General features: G+C 64.7%; 18 protein-coding genes. 6 read left to right on the top strand and 12 right to left on the bottom strand.

The window, feature by feature from the left end:
• Nucleotides 1-182 precede the first annotated feature (182 nt).
• The 5 genes from leuS to FW760_RS17760 all read left to right on the top strand — a co-directional run bounded on the left by leuS (nt 183) and on the right by FW760_RS17760 (nt 6,210).
• Nucleotides 183-2,789 (top strand): leucine--tRNA ligase, encoded by a 2,607-nt coding sequence (leuS, locus tag FW760_RS17780; RefSeq protein WP_054916346.1) that lies wholly within the window; start codon nt 183-185, stop codon nt 2,787-2,789.
• A 58-nt stretch (nt 2,790-2,847) separates the two neighbouring features.
• Nucleotides 2,848-3,453, top strand: a complete 606-nt coding sequence (locus FW760_RS17775) for an LPS-assembly lipoprotein LptE (RefSeq protein ID WP_054916345.1) — start codon at nt 2,848-2,850, stop codon at nt 3,451-3,453.
• Nucleotides 3,454-3,492: 39 nt separating this feature from the next.
• Nucleotides 3,493-4,530 carry a DNA polymerase III subunit delta gene (holA, locus tag FW760_RS17770; RefSeq protein ID WP_058540594.1) on the top strand — a complete coding sequence of 346 codons (1,038 nt, stop codon included), beginning with the start codon at nt 3,493-3,495 and terminating at the stop codon, nt 4,528-4,530.
• A 137-nt stretch (nt 4,531-4,667) separates the two neighbouring features.
• Entirely contained in the window at nt 4,668-4,832 is a 165-nt protein-coding gene (arfA, locus tag FW760_RS17765) for an alternative ribosome rescue factor ArfA (RefSeq protein ID WP_054916343.1), read from the top strand.
• A gap of 61 nt (nt 4,833-4,893) precedes the next feature.
• A complete protein-coding gene (locus FW760_RS17760; protein WP_123753492.1) occupies nt 4,894-6,210 on the top strand; it encodes a lytic murein transglycosylase in 1,317 nt (438 codons plus the stop codon).
• A 136-nt stretch (nt 6,211-6,346) separates the two neighbouring features.
• Here the strand turns inward: FW760_RS17760 and lipA are convergent, their stop codons facing one another.
• From lipA to FW760_RS17700, 12 genes are all read right to left on the bottom strand, one after another.
• Entirely contained in the window at nt 6,347-7,369 is a 1,023-nt protein-coding gene (lipA, locus tag FW760_RS17755; protein WP_043863898.1) for a lipoyl synthase, read from the bottom strand.
• 2 nt (nt 7,370-7,371) lie between these two features.
• Nucleotides 7,372-8,019, bottom strand: coding sequence for a lipoyl(octanoyl) transferase LipB (lipB, locus tag FW760_RS17750; RefSeq protein ID WP_043863899.1), 648 nt, complete (start codon nt 8,017-8,019; stop codon nt 7,372-7,374).
• Nucleotides 8,019-8,294 (bottom strand): DUF493 domain-containing protein, encoded by a 276-nt coding sequence (locus FW760_RS17745; protein WP_116052303.1) that lies wholly within the window; start codon nt 8,292-8,294, stop codon nt 8,019-8,021. The genes lipB and FW760_RS17745 overlap by 1 nt, the downstream gene beginning before the upstream one ends.
• Nucleotides 8,295-8,370: 76 nt before the next feature.
• Complete coding sequence (locus FW760_RS17740; protein WP_043863901.1) at nt 8,371-9,531, bottom strand: D-alanyl-D-alanine carboxypeptidase family protein; 1,161 nt, start codon at nt 9,529-9,531, stop codon at nt 8,371-8,373.
• Between the two features lie 135 nt (nt 9,532-9,666).
• Complete coding sequence (locus FW760_RS17735; protein ID WP_043863902.1) at nt 9,667-10,668, bottom strand: septal ring lytic transglycosylase RlpA family protein; 1,002 nt, start codon at nt 10,666-10,668, stop codon at nt 9,667-9,669.
• Entirely contained in the window at nt 10,668-11,678 is a 1,011-nt protein-coding gene (gene mltB, locus FW760_RS17730) for a lytic murein transglycosylase B (RefSeq protein WP_043863903.1), read from the bottom strand. Before mltB ends, FW760_RS17735 begins: the two co-directional genes overlap by 1 nt.
• 17 nt (nt 11,679-11,695) lie before the next feature.
• Entirely contained in the window at nt 11,696-12,799 is a 1,104-nt protein-coding gene (rodA, locus tag FW760_RS17725; RefSeq protein WP_043863944.1) for a rod shape-determining protein RodA, read from the bottom strand.
• A gap of 31 nt (nt 12,800-12,830) precedes the next feature.
• The gene (gene mrdA, locus FW760_RS17720; protein WP_054916341.1) at nt 12,831-14,783 is read right to left on the bottom strand and encodes a penicillin-binding protein 2; all 1,953 of its coding nucleotides are present in this window, start codon (nt 14,781-14,783) and stop codon (nt 12,831-12,833) included.
• A gap of 15 nt (nt 14,784-14,798) precedes the next feature.
• Nucleotides 14,799-15,266 carry a 23S rRNA (pseudouridine(1915)-N(3))-methyltransferase RlmH gene (gene rlmH / locus FW760_RS17715; protein ID WP_010222895.1) on the bottom strand — a complete coding sequence of 156 codons (468 nt, stop codon included), beginning with the start codon at nt 15,264-15,266 and terminating at the stop codon, nt 14,799-14,801.
• A 9-nt stretch (nt 15,267-15,275) separates the two neighbouring features.
• Complete coding sequence (gene rsfS, locus FW760_RS17710) at nt 15,276-15,701, bottom strand: ribosome silencing factor (protein ID WP_088514344.1); 426 nt, start codon at nt 15,699-15,701, stop codon at nt 15,276-15,278.
• 44 nt (nt 15,702-15,745) lie between these two features.
• The gene (gene nadD, locus FW760_RS17705; protein WP_043863906.1) at nt 15,746-16,432 is read right to left on the bottom strand and encodes a nicotinate-nucleotide adenylyltransferase; all 687 of its coding nucleotides are present in this window, start codon (nt 16,430-16,432) and stop codon (nt 15,746-15,748) included.
• A gap of 2 nt (nt 16,433-16,434) precedes the next feature.
• Entirely contained in the window at nt 16,435-17,706 is a 1,272-nt protein-coding gene (locus tag FW760_RS17700; RefSeq protein ID WP_043863907.1) for a glutamate-5-semialdehyde dehydrogenase, read from the bottom strand.
• Nucleotides 17,707-17,896: 190 nt separating this feature from the next.
• Between FW760_RS17700 and FW760_RS17695 the strand changes: the two genes are divergently transcribed.
• Complete coding sequence (locus FW760_RS17695) at nt 17,897-18,589, top strand: DNA-3-methyladenine glycosylase (RefSeq protein ID WP_116052304.1); 693 nt, start codon at nt 17,897-17,899, stop codon at nt 18,587-18,589.
• Nucleotides 18,590-18,591: the final 2 nt, after the last annotated feature.

Here is an 18,591-nt window from a genome sequence, read left to right as displayed (position 1 = left end):
ACTCCCAAAACCAGCCCGTTGCCGCGACCAACGGAACGCCGGCCGATCCGGTGCAATCAGGGTTTCCCACGATGGACGGGGGTCATGTATGCTACGGCGTTCACTCTTGACACCGGATTGCCGGGCACAACGGTTTTGAACCAGCCTGGATAAGGTCTCCCATTTCTCAGCGCAAAGTAGCCATGCACGAACTCTATCAGCCCCGCGAAATCGAAGCCGCCGCCCAGTCTTACTGGAACGAGCACCACTCTTTTGACGTCAGTGAACAGCCAGGCAAGGACACCTACTACTGCCTGTCGATGTTCCCTTACCCAAGCGGCAAGCTACACATGGGGCACGTGCGCAACTACACCATCGGCGACGTGATCGCGCGCTACCAGCGCATGCTCGGCAAGAACGTCCTGCAGCCAATGGGCTGGGACGCCTTCGGCATGCCGGCGGAAAACGCCGCGATGAAGAACAACGTGGCACCGGCAAAGTGGACCTACGAAAACATCGATTACATGAAGACCCAGCTCAAGAGCCTGGGCCTGGCGATCGACTGGACCCGCGAGATCACCACCTGCAAGCCGGACTACTACCGCTGGGAGCAGTGGCTGTTCACCCGCCTGTTCGAAAAGGGCGTGATCTACCGCAAGAACGGCACCGTGAACTGGGACCCGGCCGACCAGACCGTACTGGCCAACGAGCAGGTCATCGACGGCCGTGGCTGGCGTTCGGGCGCGCTGATCGAAAAGCGCGAAATCCCGATGTACTACTTCAAGATCACCGCCTACGCCGACGAGCTGCTGGAAAGCCTCGACGAGCTGCCGGGCTGGCCTGAACAGGTCAAGACCATGCAGCGCAACTGGATCGGCAAGTCGCGCGGCATGGAAGTGCAGTTCCCCTACGACCAGGCCAGCATCGGCGAAGCGGGCACGCTGAAAGTCTTCACCACCCGCCCCGACACCCTGATGGGCGCCACCTACGTGGCAGTGGCCGCAGAGCACCCGCTGGCGACCCTCGCAGCCAAGGGCAACCCTGAGCTGCAGGCGTTCATCGACGAGTGCAAGAGCGGCAGCGTTGCCGAAGCCGACGTCGCCACCCAGGAGAAGAAGGGCCTGGCCACTTCGCTGCTGGTCGAGCACCCGCTGACCGGCGAGAAGCTCCCGGTGTGGGTCGCCAACTACGTGCTGATGCACTACGGCGACGGCGCAGTCATGGCTGTACCGGCCCACGACGAACGCGACTTCGAGTTCGCCACCAAGTACAAGCTGCCGATCAAGACCGTGGTGCGCACCAGTGCCGGCGATCAAGTGGGCAGCGAATGGCAGGCCGCCTACAACGAGCACGGCCAGCTGATCAACTCCGGCGCGTTCGACGGCCTGGACTTCCCTGGCGCCTTCGATGCCATCGAAGCCGCCCTGATCACCAAGGGCCTGGGCCAATCGCGCACCCAGTTCCGCCTGCGCGACTGGGGCATCAGCCGCCAGCGCTACTGGGGCTGCCCGATCCCGATCATCCATTGCGACGCCTGTGGCGACGTACCGGTGCCGGAAGACCAACTGCCGGTCATCCTGCCGGAGAACGTGGTTCCGGACGGCGCCGGCTCGCCGCTGGCGCGCCTGCCTGAATTCTACGAATGCAGCTGCCCGAAATGCGGCCAGCCGGCCAAGCGCGAAACCGACACCATGGACACCTTCGTCGAGTCGTCCTGGTACTTCGCCCGTTATGCCTCGCCCAACTACGACCAGGGCCTGGTCGACCCCAAAGCGGCCAACCACTGGCTGCCGGTCGATCAATACATCGGCGGTATCGAGCACGCGATCCTGCACCTGCTGTATGCACGCTTCTTCCACAAGCTGATGCGCGACGAAGGGCTGGTCACCTCCAACGAGCCGTTCAAGAACCTGCTGACCCAGGGCATGGTCGTGGCCGACACCTACTACCGTGTCGCCAGCAACGGCGGCCAGGACTGGTTCAACCCGGCCGACGTCGAAGTCGAGCTGGATGCCAAGGGCAAGGCCATCAGTGCGCGCCTGAAGACCGACGGCCTGCCGGTGATCATCGGTGGCACCGAGAAGATGTCCAAGTCCAAGAACAACGGCGTCGACCCGCAATCGATGATCGAAGCCTACGGTGCCGACACCTGCCGCCTGTTCATGATGTTCGCTTCGCCGCCCGACATGAGCCTGGAATGGTCCGACTCCGGCGTCGAGGGTGCCAACCGCTTCCTGCGCCGCGTCTGGCGCCTGGCCCAGGCCCACGTCGGCCAGGGCCTGCCGGGCAAGCTGGAGCTGGGCAACCTGAACGACGCACAGAAGCTGGTACGCCGTGCCACCCATTCGGCGATCCGCCAGGCCAGCATCGACGTGGGCCAGCACAACAAGTTCAACACCGCCATCGCCCAGGTGATGACCCTGATGAACGTGCTGGAAAAGGCCTCGCAAGCCACCGACCTGGACCGCGCACTGATCCAGGAAGGCCTGGAGACCGTGGCCCTGATACTGGCGCCGATCACCCCGCACATCAGCCACGAGCTGTGGCAGCGCCTGGGCCACACCCAGGCCATCATCGATGCCGGCTGGCCGGCGGTCGACGAAAGCGCGCTGGTGCAGGACACCCTCGAACTGGTCATCCAGGTCAACGGCAAGCTGCGCGGGCACATCGAAATGCCGGCCGGCGCCAGCCGTGAAGAAATCGAGGCCGCCGCGCGCAGCAACGAGAACGTGCTGCGTTTCACCGAAGGCCTGAGCATCCGCAAGGTCATCGTGGTACCTGGCAAGCTGGTCAATATCGTCGCCAACTGAGAGCAACGGGCGCCTTGATGGCGCCCGCACCGCCTACAAGGTTCAAGGGAGCAACAAGATGATCAAACGCAATCTGCTGGTGATGGGCCTGGCGGTCCTGCTCAGCGCCTGCGGTTTCCAGCTGCGCGGCACCGGTGTCACCGAGCTGAGCCTCAAGGAAATCGACCTGAGCGCGCGCAATGCCTATGGCGAAACCGTGACCCAGCTGCGCCAGGTACTGCAAACCAGCGGCGTCAACGTGCACACAGGTGCGCCGTACAAGCTGATCCTGACCAACGAACAGGAAAACCAGCGCGCGGCCAGCTATGCCGGCGCCGGCCGTTCGGTGGAGTACGAGCTGACCACCGAGCTTAGCTACGAAATCAAGGGCCTGGACAACCTGAGCCTGCTGAACGACAAGATCGAAGTGCAGAAGGTCTACGTGCACGACAGCAACAACCTGACCGGTTCCGATCAGGAAGCCGGCCAGATCCGTGACGAGATTCGTCGCGAGCTGGTACAGCGCATGGTGCTGCGCCTGCAGCAACTGACCCCCGAGCAGCTCGATAGCCTGCAACAGCAGGCCGATGAGCGGGCCAAGGCCGAAGCCCAGGCGCTTGAAGCTGCACGCCGTGCCCAAGATGCAACCCCCCAGCAATCGCCGCTGGAACTGCCGGCCAACTGAGCCTGAACGGGGCGCTTCGGCGCCCCGTCTATCTGTCCTATGAAGCTCACACCTGCCCAACTGCCCAAACACCTGCAAGGCAACCTCGCACCGGTCTACGTGATCAGTGGCGACGACCCGTTGCTGTGCCAGGAAGCCGCCGATGCGGTGCGCCTGGCGGCTCGCCAGCAAGGGTTCGACGAACGCCAGGTGTTCAGCGCCGACGCCAACTTCGACTGGGGCACCCTGCTGCAAGCCGGTGCCAGCCTGTCGCTGTTCGCGCAAAAGCGTGTGCTGGAGCTGCGCCTGCCATCGGGCAAGCCCGGCGACAAGGGCGCGGCGGCACTGATCGAATACTGTGCGCGCCCGGCCGACGACACCCTGCTGCTGGTCAGCCTGCCCAAACTTGATGGCAGCGCGCAGAAGACCAAGTGGGGCAAGGCCCTGATCGAAGGCCAGCAGGTGCAGTTCGTGCAGATCTGGCCGGTCGACACCCAACAGCTGCCGCAATGGATCAACCAGCGCCTGGCCCAGGCCGGGCTCTCGGCCCAGCGTGATGCGGTGGAGCTGATCGCCGCACGGGTCGAAGGCAACCTGCTGGCCGCAGCGCAGGAGATCGAAAAGCTCAAACTGCTGGCCGATGGCAACACGATCACCGTGGAAACCGTGCAGGCAGCAGTGGCCGACAGTGCACGTTTCGACGTGTTTGGCCTGGTCGATGCGATCCTCAACGGCGAGGCCGCGCATGCGCTGCGCATGCTCGAGGGGCTGCGCGGCGAAGGGGTCGAGCCACCGGTGATCCTCTGGGCACTGGCGCGCGAACTGCGTGTACTGGCCGGCCTGGCCCAGCAGTTCGCCCAGGGCGTGCCGCTGGACAAGGCGTTCAGCCAGGCTCGCCCGCCAGTGTGGGACAAGCGCAAGCCGTTGATGAGCAAGGCCCTGCAGCGTTACTCGGCGCAACGCTGGGCGCAGCTGCTGCAGGATGCCCAGCGCATCGATGCGCAGATAAAGGGCCAGGCCCAGGGCTCGCCCTGGGTGAGCCTGTCGCGGCTGTCGCTGTTGATGGCGGGTCAGCGGCTGGCATTGCCTGCCGAGTAACCCCCCTGACGGTCAGCACCGGCGAAGCTTCCGGGGGCCGCTGCGCAGCCCATCGCCGGCAATGCCGGCTCTGCCCTTGCCTGCGAGGGGTTCAGCGCCTATATTGCGCCCACACCCATCTGAGCAGGACCTCTGCCATGAGCAAAAAGCCCGCAAAGCACCGGCCCAACAAGGCCAAATCGATCATCGCCCAGCCCTTGTTCCGCAGCCGTCAGGAACCCGCCGGCAAAGGCAAAGGCAGCTACCGCCGCGAAGCCTTCCAATCGAGAGATTGGGAGGCTTCTCACTTTTTGGCCGCATGAAAGCAAGAAACCCACAGGCATGATATGGTCGTCACCTGACCTGAAATACCTGGACCCATGCATGCCCTTATGCCCCTCCCGTCGCCGGCAACTTCGCCAGCTGACCGCAGCTTCCAGCCTTATCCTGCTCGTCGCCTGTGCCGAGCAACCTACCGTCGCCGACACCCTGCCCCTGGCTCCCGCGCAACCTGCCCCGGTGGTCACCCTGCCCACCCCGAACACCGACGCCAGCCCGGAAATCCAGCCCCTGCAGACCTTTGCCCAATGGCAAGCCGGCTTTCGTCAGCAGGCCCTGCAGGCCGGCATCACCCCGGCCACCTTCGACCGCGCGTTCATCGGCATCACCCCCGACATGGACGTGATCAAGGCCGACCGCAGCCAACCCGAATTCACCCGGCCGGTGTGGGAATACCTCGAGGGCGCGCTGTCGCCCCTGCGCGTTCGCAACGGCAAGAAGCTGCTCGACCAGCATGCCATCCTGCTCAGCCAGCTGGAGCAACGCTATGGCGTGGACCGCAGCGTACTGGTGTCGGTATGGGGCATGGAGAGCAACTTCGGCCAGTTCCAGGGCAGCAAGTCGGTGATCCGCTCCCTGGCCACTCTGGCCTATGAAGGACGCCGCCCGGCATTTGCCCAGGCGCAGCTGATCGCGGCCCTGCAGATCCTGCAGAACGGCGATATCCAGCCCGAGGCCATGCTGGGTTCGTGGGCCGGCGCAATGGGCCAGACCCAGTTCATCCCGACCACCTACAACACCCACGCCGTGGACTTCGACGGCGACGGTCGCCGCGACATCTGGAAGAGCTCGGCCGATGCGCTGGCCTCCACCGCGCACTACCTGCAAAGCTCCGGCTGGAAACGTGGCGAGCCCTGGGGCTTCGAAGTCCAGGTGCCAGGCAGCTTCGACTACTGGCTGGCCGATGGCAGCCTGCGCAAGAGCGTGGCCGAGTGGCAGCAACTGGGTGTGACCCTGCCTGCCGGTGCCCGTGCCCCGGCCGGTACCGAACAGCTCTCGGCCGCCCTGCTGCTGCCGGCGGGCGCCCGTGGCCCGGCATTCCTGGTGCTGGACAACTTCCGCGCGATCCTCAAATACAACAACTCGTCGTCCTATGCGCTGGCCGTAAGCCTGCTGGCGGAACGCTTCGACAACTCGGGCTTCATTCGCGGGTCGTGGCCCAAGGATGACCTGCCGCTGAGCCGCAGCGAGCGGATCGAGCTGCAGCAACTGCTCAGCGCCAACAATTATGACGCGGGTACCGCAGACGGGATCATCGGCGCCAACACGCGCAAGGCCATCCGCAGTGCGCAGCAGGCGCAGGGCTGGCCGGCCGATGGCTACCCGACGCACAAGCTGCTGGAAAGCCTGCGCAAGCGCTGACAGCGTGACGGCAAGGCCGGCTCCCACAGCCTGTAGGAGCCGGCCTTGCCGGCGAAGAAGCCAGTGAAGCCATCAACAAAAAGGCCCCCGTACCATCGCTGGTACGGGGGCCTTTTTTCAGCCAGTCACACGCCGGTCACAGCTTGATCTTGGCCTCGTGCGCCTGTTGGTCGGCATGGTACGACGAACGCACCAGCGGGCCCGAGGCGACATTCTTGAAGCCCATCTTGTAGCCTTCCTCGGCGAACCAGGCGAAGGTGTCCGGGTGCACGAAACGCTGCACCGGCAAGTGGCTGCGCGATGGCTGCAGGTACTGGCCCAGGGTCAGCATGTCGATGTTGTGCTCGCGCATGCGATGCATCACCTCGATCACTTCCTCGTCGGTCTCGCCCAGGCCCAGCATCAGGCCGGACTTGGTCGGTACGTGCGGCACCAGCTCCTTGAACTTCTGCAGCAGGGTCAGCGACCACTGGTAGTCCGAACCCGGACGCGCGGCCTTGTAAAGGCGCGGCACGGTTTCCAGGTTGTGGTTGAACACATCCGGCGGCTCTTGGGCCGTGATCGCCAGTGCCACGTCCATGCGTCCGCGGTAATCCGGCACCAGGGTTTCCAGCTGCACGCCCGGCGACAGCTTGCGGATCTCGCGCAGGCAGTCGGCAAAGTGCTGGGCACCGCCGTCACGCAGGTCGTCGCGGTCCACCGAGGTGATCACCACGTACTTCAGGCGCAGGTCGGCGATGGCCACGGCCAGGTTCATCGGCTCGTCGACATCCAGCGCTTTGGGCCGGCCGTGGCCGACGTCGCAGAACGGGCAGCGACGGGTGCAGATGTCACCCATGATCATGAAGGTGGCGGTGCCACCCGAGAAGCACTCGCCCAGGTTCGGGCAGGAAGCCTCTTCGCACACGCTGTGCAGCTTGTGCTTGCGCAGCAGCTGCTTGATGCGGTCGACTTCCGGCGACACCGGGATGCGCACGCGGATCCAGTCAGGTTTTTTCGGCAGTTCCTCGGTCGGGATGATCTTGACCGGGATACGTGCAACCTTTTCGGCGCCACGCAGCTTGACGCCAGCTTCGACCTTGGGCCGTGGGGCCGGGCGTGCGCTGACGTCCTGAGTGGGAATAAGGGTTTGCTGCGGTTCTTGCACAACAGTATTCATATTCAGTCGATTCCGCCCGCAAGGGTCGTCTGCTCAGCATAGTCGAGGTGCTTGACCAGCTGCCCGCGCAGCCTTGCCCTTACCTCGGTGAGTTCGATCGGGCCTGCCTGATCGCGCAGCTGGGTCATGGCCAGCCCCGCATACCCGCAGGGGTTAATCCGGCGGAATGGCGCAAGGTCCATGTCCACGTTCAAGGCAAGGCCATGGAAAGAACAGCCATTGCGAATGCGCAAGCCGAGGGAGGCGATCTTCGCCCCGTCGACGTAGACGCCAGGCGCGTCGGGCTTGGCCGCCGCCTCGACGCCATAACTGCCCAGCAGCTCGATCAGGCAGCGCTCCATGCGGCTGACCAGGTCACGCACGCCAAAGCCCAGGCGGCGTACATCGAGCAACAGGTAGGCCACCAGCTGACCCGGCCCATGGTAGGTCACCTGGCCACCGCGGTCGGTCTGCACCACCGGGATATCTCCCGGCAGCAGCAGGTGCTCGGCCTTGCCGGCCTGGCCCTGGGTGAACACTGGCGGGTGTTCAACCAGCCACACTTCATCGGCCGTGCCCGGGCCACGCTGGTCGGTGAACCGACGCATGGCCTCGAGCACGGCCGTGTAAGGCAGCAGGCCGAGGTCGCGAAAGCCGAGGCTGGCCGACATCAGAGCACCATTTTCACGATTCCGGTCGCGCGCAGGGCACTGTTGATGTTCTGCAACTGGTCTTCACTGATGGCAATGATGTGCAGCTGCACCGTGGTGTACTTGCCTTCCTTGCTCTGGCGCTCGGCCAGGGTCTTGAGGTCGACCTCGGCGTATTTCTTGAGAATCTCGATCACCGTGTCCCTGAAATGGACCACGGTGTCGCCGATTATCTTGATCGGGTAATCGGCGCAGGGGAATTCGATCTTGTGCGACTTGACGTCTGGTTCGGTCATGGCAGTAACGGCCTCGTAAGCCGTGGCAACAACAATGCCCCCGCGTGAGTGTGCGGGGGCATGGCAGGTCACGATATCAGTTGAACAGCCCGTAGAAGAATAGCCGAATGCTATCCCACGCACGACGCAGGAAACCACCTTCCTCCACGTCGTCCAGCGCGATCAGGTCGGCGCTGTGTACCACATTGTCATCCAGTTTGACTTCCACTTTACCGATCACGTCACCTTTGGCGATGGGCGCGGTCAGCTGCGGGTTCATGGTCATGCTTGCAGCCAGCTTCTTCAATTGGCCTTTAGGCAAAGTCATGCTCAGGTCTTCGGCAAGACCTGCCTTGACCTGGGCTGTCTTGCCCTTCCACACCGGCGCCTGGGCCAGTTCGGTGCCCTTCTGGTAGAAGGTCTGGGTCTCGAAGAAGCGGAAACCGTAGGTCAGCAGCTTCTGGGTTTCGGCAGCGCGCGATTGCTCGCTGTTGGTACCGAACACCACGGCGATCAGGCGCATGCCGTCACGTACTGCCGAGGACACCATGCAGTAGCCCGCCTCGTCGGTGTGGCCGGTCTTCAGGCCGTCGACGGTCTTGTCGCGCCACAGCAGCAGGTTGCGGTTGGGCTGCTTGATGTTGTTCCAGAAGAATTCCTTCTGCGAGTAGATCGCGTAGTGCGCCGGATCCTCGTGGATGATCGCCCGTGCCAGCACCGCCATGTCGTGCGCCGAGGAGTAGTGCTCGGGGTTCGGCAGGCCGGTGGGGTTCATGAAGTGGCTGTTGCTCATGCCCAGGTCGGTGGCAGTCTTGTTCATCATGTCGGCGAAGGCGTCTTCACTGCCGGCAATGTGCTCGGCCAGGGCGACGCTGGCGTCGTTGCCCGACTGGATGATGATGCCGTGCAGCAGGTCGCTGACGCTGACCTGGGTGCCGACCTTGATGAACATGCGCGAACCGCCGGTACGCCAGGCGTTTTCGCTGACGGTGACCGGATCGTTCTCGCCGATCTGCCCGCGACGGATGTCCAGGGTGGCGATGTAGGCGGTCATCAGCTTGGTCAGGCTCGCCGGAGGCAGGCGCTGGTCGCCATTGTTCTCGACCAGGATGTTGCCGCTGGAGGCTTCCATGAGCACGTAGGACTTGGCTGCCAGTTGCGGCGGCGACGGCATCATCTGCTCTGCCGCGAAAGCGGCAGGAGCGATCATCAGCGGTACAAGCAGGCAAAGGCGTTTGGCAAAGCTGGTTATGTTCATCCGTCTCTCGAAATGGCTATTGGGCTCATGCCCTCGCGGGCAAAACGTATTCCAGGCGCTGGGCCTGGCGAGCAAAACGGCCATTGTACATGGCTGCTCTGCCCGACTGCATGACAAACCGATCAGTCCCCCCGATCAGTCTGCCGTGACGACTTTGGGTTGCCCCAGGTTGGCCAGGCGCACGCTGTCCTGCATCTGCTGGGCCTCGCCCTGGCTGTTGATCGGCCCCAGGCGCACGCGGTGCAGGGTCTGCTGGTTGCGCACGATGGAACTGATGAACACCGGCGCGCTGACCATGCCGCTGAGCTTGGAGCGCAGCAGTTCGGCCGCATCCGGGTTGGCGAACGCGCCGACCTGCAAGTAAAGACCATTGCTCGCCGGCCCGCTGCCGTTGTTGGCAACCTGCACCGGCACCACGGCCGCCGCGTGCTGCTGCGGCGGCGGGGTCCATTGCTCGACGGTGCCGGTACTGGCCGGCAGCGGCTGGGTCTGGGCCACCTGGGGCTGGTTGAGCACCATCGGCGCCTGCTGACCACGCTGGGCCCACCATTGCTGCGGGTCGATGCCCTCGACGCGCACCCGGGCGGTACCGGTTTCGGCGTAGCCGAGCTTCTTGGCCGCGGCGTAGGACAGGTCGATGATGCGGTCCGAATAGAATGGGCCACGGTCGTTGACCCGCAGGATCACGCTGCGCTGGTTGTCCAGGTTGGTCACCTTGACGTAGGCCGGCAGTGGCAGGGTCTTGTGCGCCGCACTCATGCCGTACAGGTCGTACACCTCGCCATTGGCGGTGTTCTGCCCATGGAACTTGGTGCCGTACCACGACGCCGTGCCCTCGGCGCGGTAGTTGCGCGAGTCCTGGATCGGGAAGTAGGTCTTGCCCAGCACCGTGTAGGGGTTGGCCTTGTAGTTGCCGGTGTGCACCGTTGGGGTGGCGTCGGGGATCTTCGAGACATCCACGTCCCACCACGGCGCGCCGTCCTTGTGGGCCCGGTTGATGTCCAGGCCCGGCTTGGCGCGAACCACGTTGCTGCCACCTTGCGGCGTCGGGCGGCTGGAGGAGCAGCTGACCAGCAACAGACCCAGGGCCGCGCAACCGATCAGTTTGAGAGATGTGTCAGTAAACAGTACGCGCATTACCTGGCGCCCCTTGCCTGGACCAGCTGATCCGAGAGTTGATGTACCGCCATGGCGTACATCACGCTGCGGTTGTAGCGAGTGATCGCGTAGAAATTCTTCAGGCCCAGCCAGTATTCCGGGCCGTTGTCGCCTTCGAGCCGGAAGGCGGTGACCGGCAGATCATCGCGCAGCGCATCATGACTCGACCAGCCCAGTGCCCGCAACTGCGCGACGGTCTTGACCGCCTCGATACCCGGGCTCAGGCCCTCGTCGACACGTTCGCCACGCACCTGGGCGCGGCTGACCACGCCCTCGCCGGCCACCCAGCCATGGCGCTTGAAGTAGCTGGCCACGCTGCCGATGGCATCGTCCGGGTTGGTCCAGATATTGATGTGGCCGTCGCCGTCGAAGTCCACGGCATAGGCGCGAAAGCTGCTGGGCATGAACTGCGGCAGGCCCATGGCGCCGGCGTACGAGCCCTTGAGGGTCAGCGGGTCGACCTGCTCTTCGCGGGCCAGCAGCAGGAACTCGCGCAGCTCCTTGCGGAAGAACTCGGCCCGCGGCGGGTAATCGAAGCCCAGGGTCGACAGCGCGTCGATCACCCGGTAATTGCCGGTGTTGCGGCCAAAGAAGGTCTCCACGCCGATGATCGCCACGATCACCTGGGCAGGCACGCCGTATTCCTTTTCGGCGCGCGCCAGGGTGGCCTCGTGCTGGCGCCAGAAGTCCACACCGCGGGCGATGCGCGCGTCGGTGATGAACATCGGCCGGTATTCCTTCCACGGCTTGACCCGCTCGGCCGGGCGCGAGATCGCATCCAGGATCGACTGCTTGCGCTGCGCCTCGCGAAACACCGCCATCAGTTGCTCGCCGGCAAAACCGTAGTCGCGGGTCATCTCGCCGACGAACTCGGCCACCTGGGGCGAGCCGTCATAATCGGCGGCACTCGCCTGCTGACCTGGGGCCAGCAGCCCCAACAGCCCGACCCAGGGGGCACAGCGAGCCACCCAGCCACGCATTGCTTGCATTGAATTGTTCACCTTATTCAAACCTGCGCGATCCATTTGCGGTGCGTGTGGATCGACATCAAAACCCCAAACGCTGACAGCAGCGTCACGAGCGAAGTTCCGCCATAGCTGATGAAGGGCAGCGGCACGCCCACCACGGGCAACAGGCCGCTCACCATACCGATATTGACGAACACGTATACGAAGAAGGTCATGGTCAGGCTGCCGGCCAGCAGCTTGCCGTACAGCGTCTGCGCCTGGGCCGTGATCACCAGGCCGCGACCGATCAGCAGCAGGTAGATCAGCAGCAGCGCGCAGATGCCCACCAGGCCGAATTCCTCGCCGAGCACGGCGATGATGAAGTCGGTGTGGCTCTCGGGCAGAAAGTCCAGGTGCGACTGGGTGCCGAGCAGCCAACCCTTGCCGAATACCCCACCCGAGCCGATCGCCGCCTTGGACTGGATGATGTTCCAGCCGGTGCCCAACGGGTCGCTTTCCGGGTCGAGGAAGGTCAGCACGCGCTGCTTCTGGTAGTCGTGCATGACGAAGAACCACATCGCCACCGCCACCGGCACTGCCGCCGCCAGCACGCTGAGGATCCAGCGCCAGCGCAGCCCGCCCATGAACAGCACGAACGCGCCCGAGGCCAGAATCAGCAACGCGGTGCCCAGGTCGGGCTGGCGCACGATGAGAATGAACGGCACACCGATCAGGATCAGGCTGATCATCACGTGCTTGAGGTGCGGCGGCAGGGTGCGCTTGGCCAGGTACCAGGCGATGGTCGCCGGCATGATGATCTTCATGAACTCCGACGGCTGGAAGCGGATCACCCCGGGGATGTTGATCCAGCGCGTGGCGCCCATGGCGTTGTGGCCCATCACGTCCACCACCACCAGCAGGATCACCCCGCCGACGTACGCCAGTGGCACCCAGCGCGCCATGAAGCGTGGCTCCAGCTGGGCGATGACGAACATCGACACTAGGCCCAGGCCGAACGAGGACGCCTGCTTGAGCAGCATGTCCCAGTTCTTGCCGCTGGCCGAATACAGCACGAACAGGCTGCCGGCGGCCAGGGTCAGCAGCAGCACCAGCAGCGGGCCGTCGACGTGGATGCGCTGCAGGAAGCTGGCGCGGCGGCGCATCACGTCCTCGCTGGAGAGCATGCGATCGAAATTACTCTTCACGGGCCGTTTCCTGCGCGGTTGTAGGGTTGGCTGGCGGGGCGGCCGGGGTGGTCACCGACACATTGGTCGGGGCGCCCGCGGGGTTGGCGTATTCAGGCTTGAGGCGACCGTTCTGGTCGAGCAGCCAGGCGTCCATCACCTGGCGCACTACGGGGGCGGCCACGCCGGAGCCGGACTCGCCGTTCTCGACCATCACCGACACCACGATCTTCGGGTTTTCGGCCGGGGCGAAGGACACGAACAGGGCGTGGTCGCGGTGACGCTCCTGCACCTTGTTGCGGTCATACTTCTCGCCCTGCTTGATCGCGACCACCTGCGCAGTACCACTCTTGCCGGCGATGCGGTACTGCGCGCCGATGGCGGCCTTGCGCGCGGTACCACGGGCACCGTGCATCACCATCTCCATGCCGTGGGTGACCCTGTTCCAGTCGGCCTTGTCACGCAGCACGATGTCTTCCATCGGGTTCTCGTCCACCGGGCGCACGCCCTCGACGGTCTTGGCCAGGTGCGGGCGGTTCCACTTGCCCTTGCTGGCGATCAGCGCGGTGGCCTGGGCCAGTTGCAGCGGCGTGGCCTGCATGTAGCCCTGGCCGATGCCGAGGATCAGTGTTTCGCCGGGGAACCAGGCCTGGCGCCGGGTCGCGCGCTTCCAGTCACGCGACGGCATCAGCCCGGAGGATTCCTCGAACATGTCCAGCGCGACCTTCTGGCCGATGCCGAAGCGGTTCATGTAGGCCGAAAGCCGGTCGATGCCGACCTTATGCGCCAGGTCGTAGAAATAGGTGTCGTTGGAACGCATGATCGCCGTGTCGAGGTCGACCCAGCCATCGCCGGTGCGGTTCCAGTTGCGGTACTTGTGGTCATAGTTGGGCAGTTGGTAGTAGCCCGGGTCGAACACTCGCGAGGTGGCCGTGACCGCGCCGGTGTCCAGGCCGACGATGGCCACTGCCGGCTTGATCGTCGACCCCGGCGGATACAGGCCGCGCAGTACGCGGTTGAACAGCGGGCGGTCGATCGAGTCGCGCAGCTCGGCATAGGCCTTGAAGCTGATGCCGGTGACGAAGGGGTTGGGGTCGAAGCTCGGCTGACTGACCATCGCCAGCACTTCACCTGTGTTCGGGTCGAGCGCCACGATCGCGCCACGACGACCGCCCAGCGCCGCTTCGGCGGCTTCCTGCAGCTTGATGTCCAGGCTCAGGACGATGTCCTTGCCGGGGATCGGATCGGTACGCTTGAGCACCCGCAGCACCCGGCCACGGGCGTTGGTCTCGACCTCTTCGTAGCCGACCTGGCCATGCAGCTCGGCTTCGTAGAAGCGCTCGATACCGGTCTTGCCGATATGGTGGGTGCCACTGTAGTTGACCGGGTCGAGGGACTTGAGCTCTTTTTCGTTGATGCGCCCCACATAGCCGACCGAATGCGCAAAGTGCGCACCCTGCGGGTAATGGCGTACCAACTGCGCCGCCACCTCCACACCCGGCAGACGGAACTGGTTCACCGCTATCCGGGCGATCTGCTCTTCGGTCAGCTCGAACAGGATCGGTACCGGCTCGAAGGGCCGACGCCCCTGGCGCATGCGTTTTTCGAACAGTGCCCGGTCGTCCTCGGTCAGCTCCAGCACCTCGACAATGGAATCGAGTACCTGCTGCCAGTCACCGGAACGCTCGCGGGTCATGGTCAGGCTGAAGCTTGGCCGGTTGTCGGCGACGATCACCCCGTTGCGGTCGAAGATCAGCCCGCGTGTCGGCGGGATCGGCTGCACATGCACCCGGTTGTTCTCCGACAGCGTGGAGTGGTAGTCGTACTGAATGACCTGCAGGTAGTACAGCCGGGCGATCAACACGCAAATCAGCAGCACGATCGCGACTGCGCCGACCACGACGCGGCTACGCACCAGGCGGGCGTCTTTCTCGTGGTCCTTGAGGCGAATCGGCTGCGACATTGAAAAGGCTTACGACTATTTGTGGTAAGGGTGCCCGGACAACACGGTCCAGGCGCGGTACAGCTGTTCGCCGATCAGTATCCTTACCAACGGGTGCGGCAAGGTCAGCGGCGACAGCGACCAGCGCTGCTCGGCCCGCGCACAGACTTCCGGCGCCAGCCCTTCGGGGCCGCCGACCATGAAGTTGACGGTACGCGAGTCGAGGCGCCAGCGGTCCAGTTCGACCGCCAGCTGTTCGGTGCTCCACGGCTTGCCGTGCACCTCGAGGGTGACGATACGCTCGCCCGGCTGGACCTTGGCCAGCATGGCCTCGCCCTCCTGACGGATCAGGCGGGCAACGTCGGCATTCTTGCCGCGCGTGTTGAGCGGTATCTCCACCAGCTCCAGGGACAGCTCCGAAGGCAGGCGCTTGGCATATTCATGCCAGCCGTCCTCGACCCATTTGGGCATGCGCGAGCCGACCGCGATCAGACGCAGACGCACGGGGCTACCTTATTCCTGGTCTTTGTTGAGCTTGGCGAAGTGCTCGTGGGTGTGCTCCGGGCTGTGGTGCTTGCCATCGGCGGCACGGCTCTGCTCGGCACCTTTCCACAGGCGCTCCAGGTCGTAGAACTGACGGGCCGAGGCGGTCATCATGTGCACGATGACGTCGTCCAGGTCCAGCAGCACCCAGTCGCTGTCGCCCTTGCCTTCTTCGCCCAGCGGACGAACGCCCTTCTCCTTGACCATCTGGCGGACCTTGTCCAGCATCGCGCTGATCTGGCGGTTGGAGGTACCGGTGGCGATGATCATGTAGTCGGTGATGCTCTGCTTGTCGCGAACGTCGATGACCAGGACGTCCTGGGCCTTGACGTCTTCAAGGGCAGCTACCGCGACCTTGACCAGCTCTTCGCCTTTAATCATTTCTTGCTTGCTCATATAAAACTCATTCAACTCGTAGGTATGAGGCGCCGTTGGCGCACTCAGTTCGGCACACGGTACAGGCCGTGCGCATCGATATAGGCCAGTACTGCGTCCGGCACCAGAAACCGCACCGACTTGCCGCTGGCCAGCAGCTGTCGGATCTGCGTGGCCGACACCGACAAGGGTGTCTGCCAGACGAATGCTATGTGCCCGGCCGGCCCCTGCAGGGCTTGCGGGTCACTCACCGAACGTGCGGCCAGCAGGTTGCGCAGGGCATCCGGCGACTCGACGTCGGCATCCGGGCGCTGAAGCACCAGGATATGACAGTGTTGCAACAACTCTTCCCAGCGATGCCAGCTCGGCAGGCCGCAGAATGCGTCCCAGCCCAGCAGCAGGAACAACTGGTCGTCAGCGGCCATTTCGGCGCGCATCAGCTCCAGCGTATCGATGGTGTAGGACGGCTTGTCCCGGGCCAGCTCACGCGCATCGACGCTCAGCAGGGGCACGCCCTCGACCGCGCGCTCGACCATGGCCAGGCGATCCTGCGCCGACACCTGCGGCATGTCGCGGTGCGGCGGGCGCGCATTGGGCATCAGGCGCAGTTCGTCCAGCGTCAGCACCTCGGCCACCTCCAGCGCACTGCGCAGGTGACCGATGTGCACCGGATCGAACGTGCCGCCGAGCACGCCGATGCGCCGGGCGGGCGACGGCGTGGCAGCAACGGCGAGCGGGCTGTGCTCGGCCAAGGTCAGAACGACTCCTGACCGCGCAGCTGGCCGTCACCGATCACCACGTACTTCTCGCAGGTCAGCCCTTCCAGGCCGACCGGGCCGCGTGCGTGCAGCTTGTCGGTGGAAATGCCGATCTCGGCCCCCAGGCCGTACTCGAAGCCGTCGGCAAAGCACGTCGGGGTGTTGATCATCACGGACGAGGAGTCGACCTCGGCGGTAAAGCGCCGGGCCTGACCCTGGTGTTCGGTGACGATCGAATCGGTATGGTGCGAACCATAGTGGTTGATGTGCTCGATGGCCGCATCCAGGCCATCGACCACGCGAATCGACAGAATCGCCGCCAGGTACTCGGTGCTCCAGTCGTCTTCGCTGGCCGGCAGTGCCTCGATGATCTGCCGGGTGCGCTCGCAGCCCCGCAGCTCCACGCCCTTGTCGCGAAACTGGCTGGCCATCGCCGGCAGGAACGCCGCGGCGACCGACTGGTCGACCAGCAGGGTTTCCATGGCGCCGCAGATGCCGTAGCGATAGGTCTTGGCGTTGAAGGCGATGCGTTGGGCCTTGTCCAGCTCGGCGTGCTCGGCCACGTACACGTGGCAGATGCCGTCCAGGTGCTTGATCACCGGCACCCGTGCGTCGCGGCTGACCCGTTCGATCAGGCCCTTGCCGCCACGGGGCACGATCACGTCGACGTACTCGGGCATGCTGATCAGCGCGCCCACCGCCTCGCGGTCGGTAACCTCGACCACCTGCACCACCGCCGCGGGCAGGTCGGCCTCGGCCAGGCCGCGCTGGATGCAGGCGGCAATGGCACGGTTGGAATGAATGGCTTCGGAGCCGCCACGCAGGATGGTGGCGTTGCCCGACTTCAGGCACAGGCTGGCAGCGTCGATGGTCACGTTGGGGCGCGACTCGTAGATGATGCCGATGACGCCCAGCGGTACGCGCATCTTGCCGACCTGGATGCCGGAGGGGCGATAGCTCATGTCGCGGATGGCACCGACCGGGTCCGGCAGGCTGGCCACCTGGCGCAGGCCGACGATCATGCCGTCGATGCGGGCCGGGGTCAGCGCCAGGCGCTCGAGCATGGCCGGCTCCAGACCATTGGCGCGGCCGGCAGCCAGGTCCAGTTCGTTGGCGGCGCCCAGCTCGGCGCGGGCGGCATCCAGGGCATTGGCAGCAGCGTGCAGGGCGCGGTTCTTCTGCGCGGTGCTGGCGCGGGCAATCACGCGCGCGGCCTCACGGGCGGCGCGACCCAGGCGGGTCATGTAGTCAAGAACGGACTCAGTCATGGGCTCAGTGTCTTGGCGGAGGGGAAAATCGGCTGATTATAACTGTCATGCAGGTATACGCCCAGCGGTGTCAGGCGGATGGTCGAAAACAGTGTATGAAGATGTACCGTAGCGCGTCCCTTCGCCGGCAAGGCCGGCTCCAGCAAAGCCCCGCCGCCGACCCGGACCATAAATTGCTATTATCGCGCCCATGACCGAATTCGCCCCCTGCCCGCCCCGGGCCCTCCCCGACAGCTTCTTCGACCGCGACGCCCAGACCCTGGCCAAGGCCCTGCTCGGCAAGGTAATCCGCCATCGTCAGGGCGAGCTGTGGCTGTCGGCGCGCATCATCGAGACCGAAGCCTATTACGTCACCGACAAGGGCAGCCACGCCTCGCTGGGCTACACCGAAAAACGCAAGGCCCTGTTCCTCGATGGCGGCCACATCTACATGTACTACGCCCGTGGCGGCGATTCGCTCAACTTCAGCGCCCACGGCCCCGGCAACGCGGTGCTGATCAAGTCGGCCTACCCCTGGGTGGATGCCGTCAGCGACCACAACAGCCTGGCGCAGATGCAGCTGAACAACCCCGACGCCAACGGCCAGCCGCGCGCCGATCAGCGCCTGTGTGCCGGCCAGACCCTGCTGTGCAAGGCCCTGGGGCTGAAAGTCCCGCACTGGGACGCCCAGCGTTTCGACCCCGAGCGGCTGTTCGTCGAAGACTGCGGCATAACCGTGAAACACATTATTCAGACCACACGCCTGGGCATTCCCCAAGGGCGCGACGAACATCTGCCCTACCGTTTCGTCGACGCCGACTTCGCCGCGCACTGCACCCGGAACCCACTGCGCCGTGGGCAAGTCGAAGGCCGCGACTATTTCTTACTGACACAAGGAAACTGACA

The organism is Pseudomonas sp. 1176_21, assembly GCF_052850635.1.
Note: the sequence above shows the minus strand (reverse complement) of the source record. Positions and strands in the feature narration are given on the sequence as shown.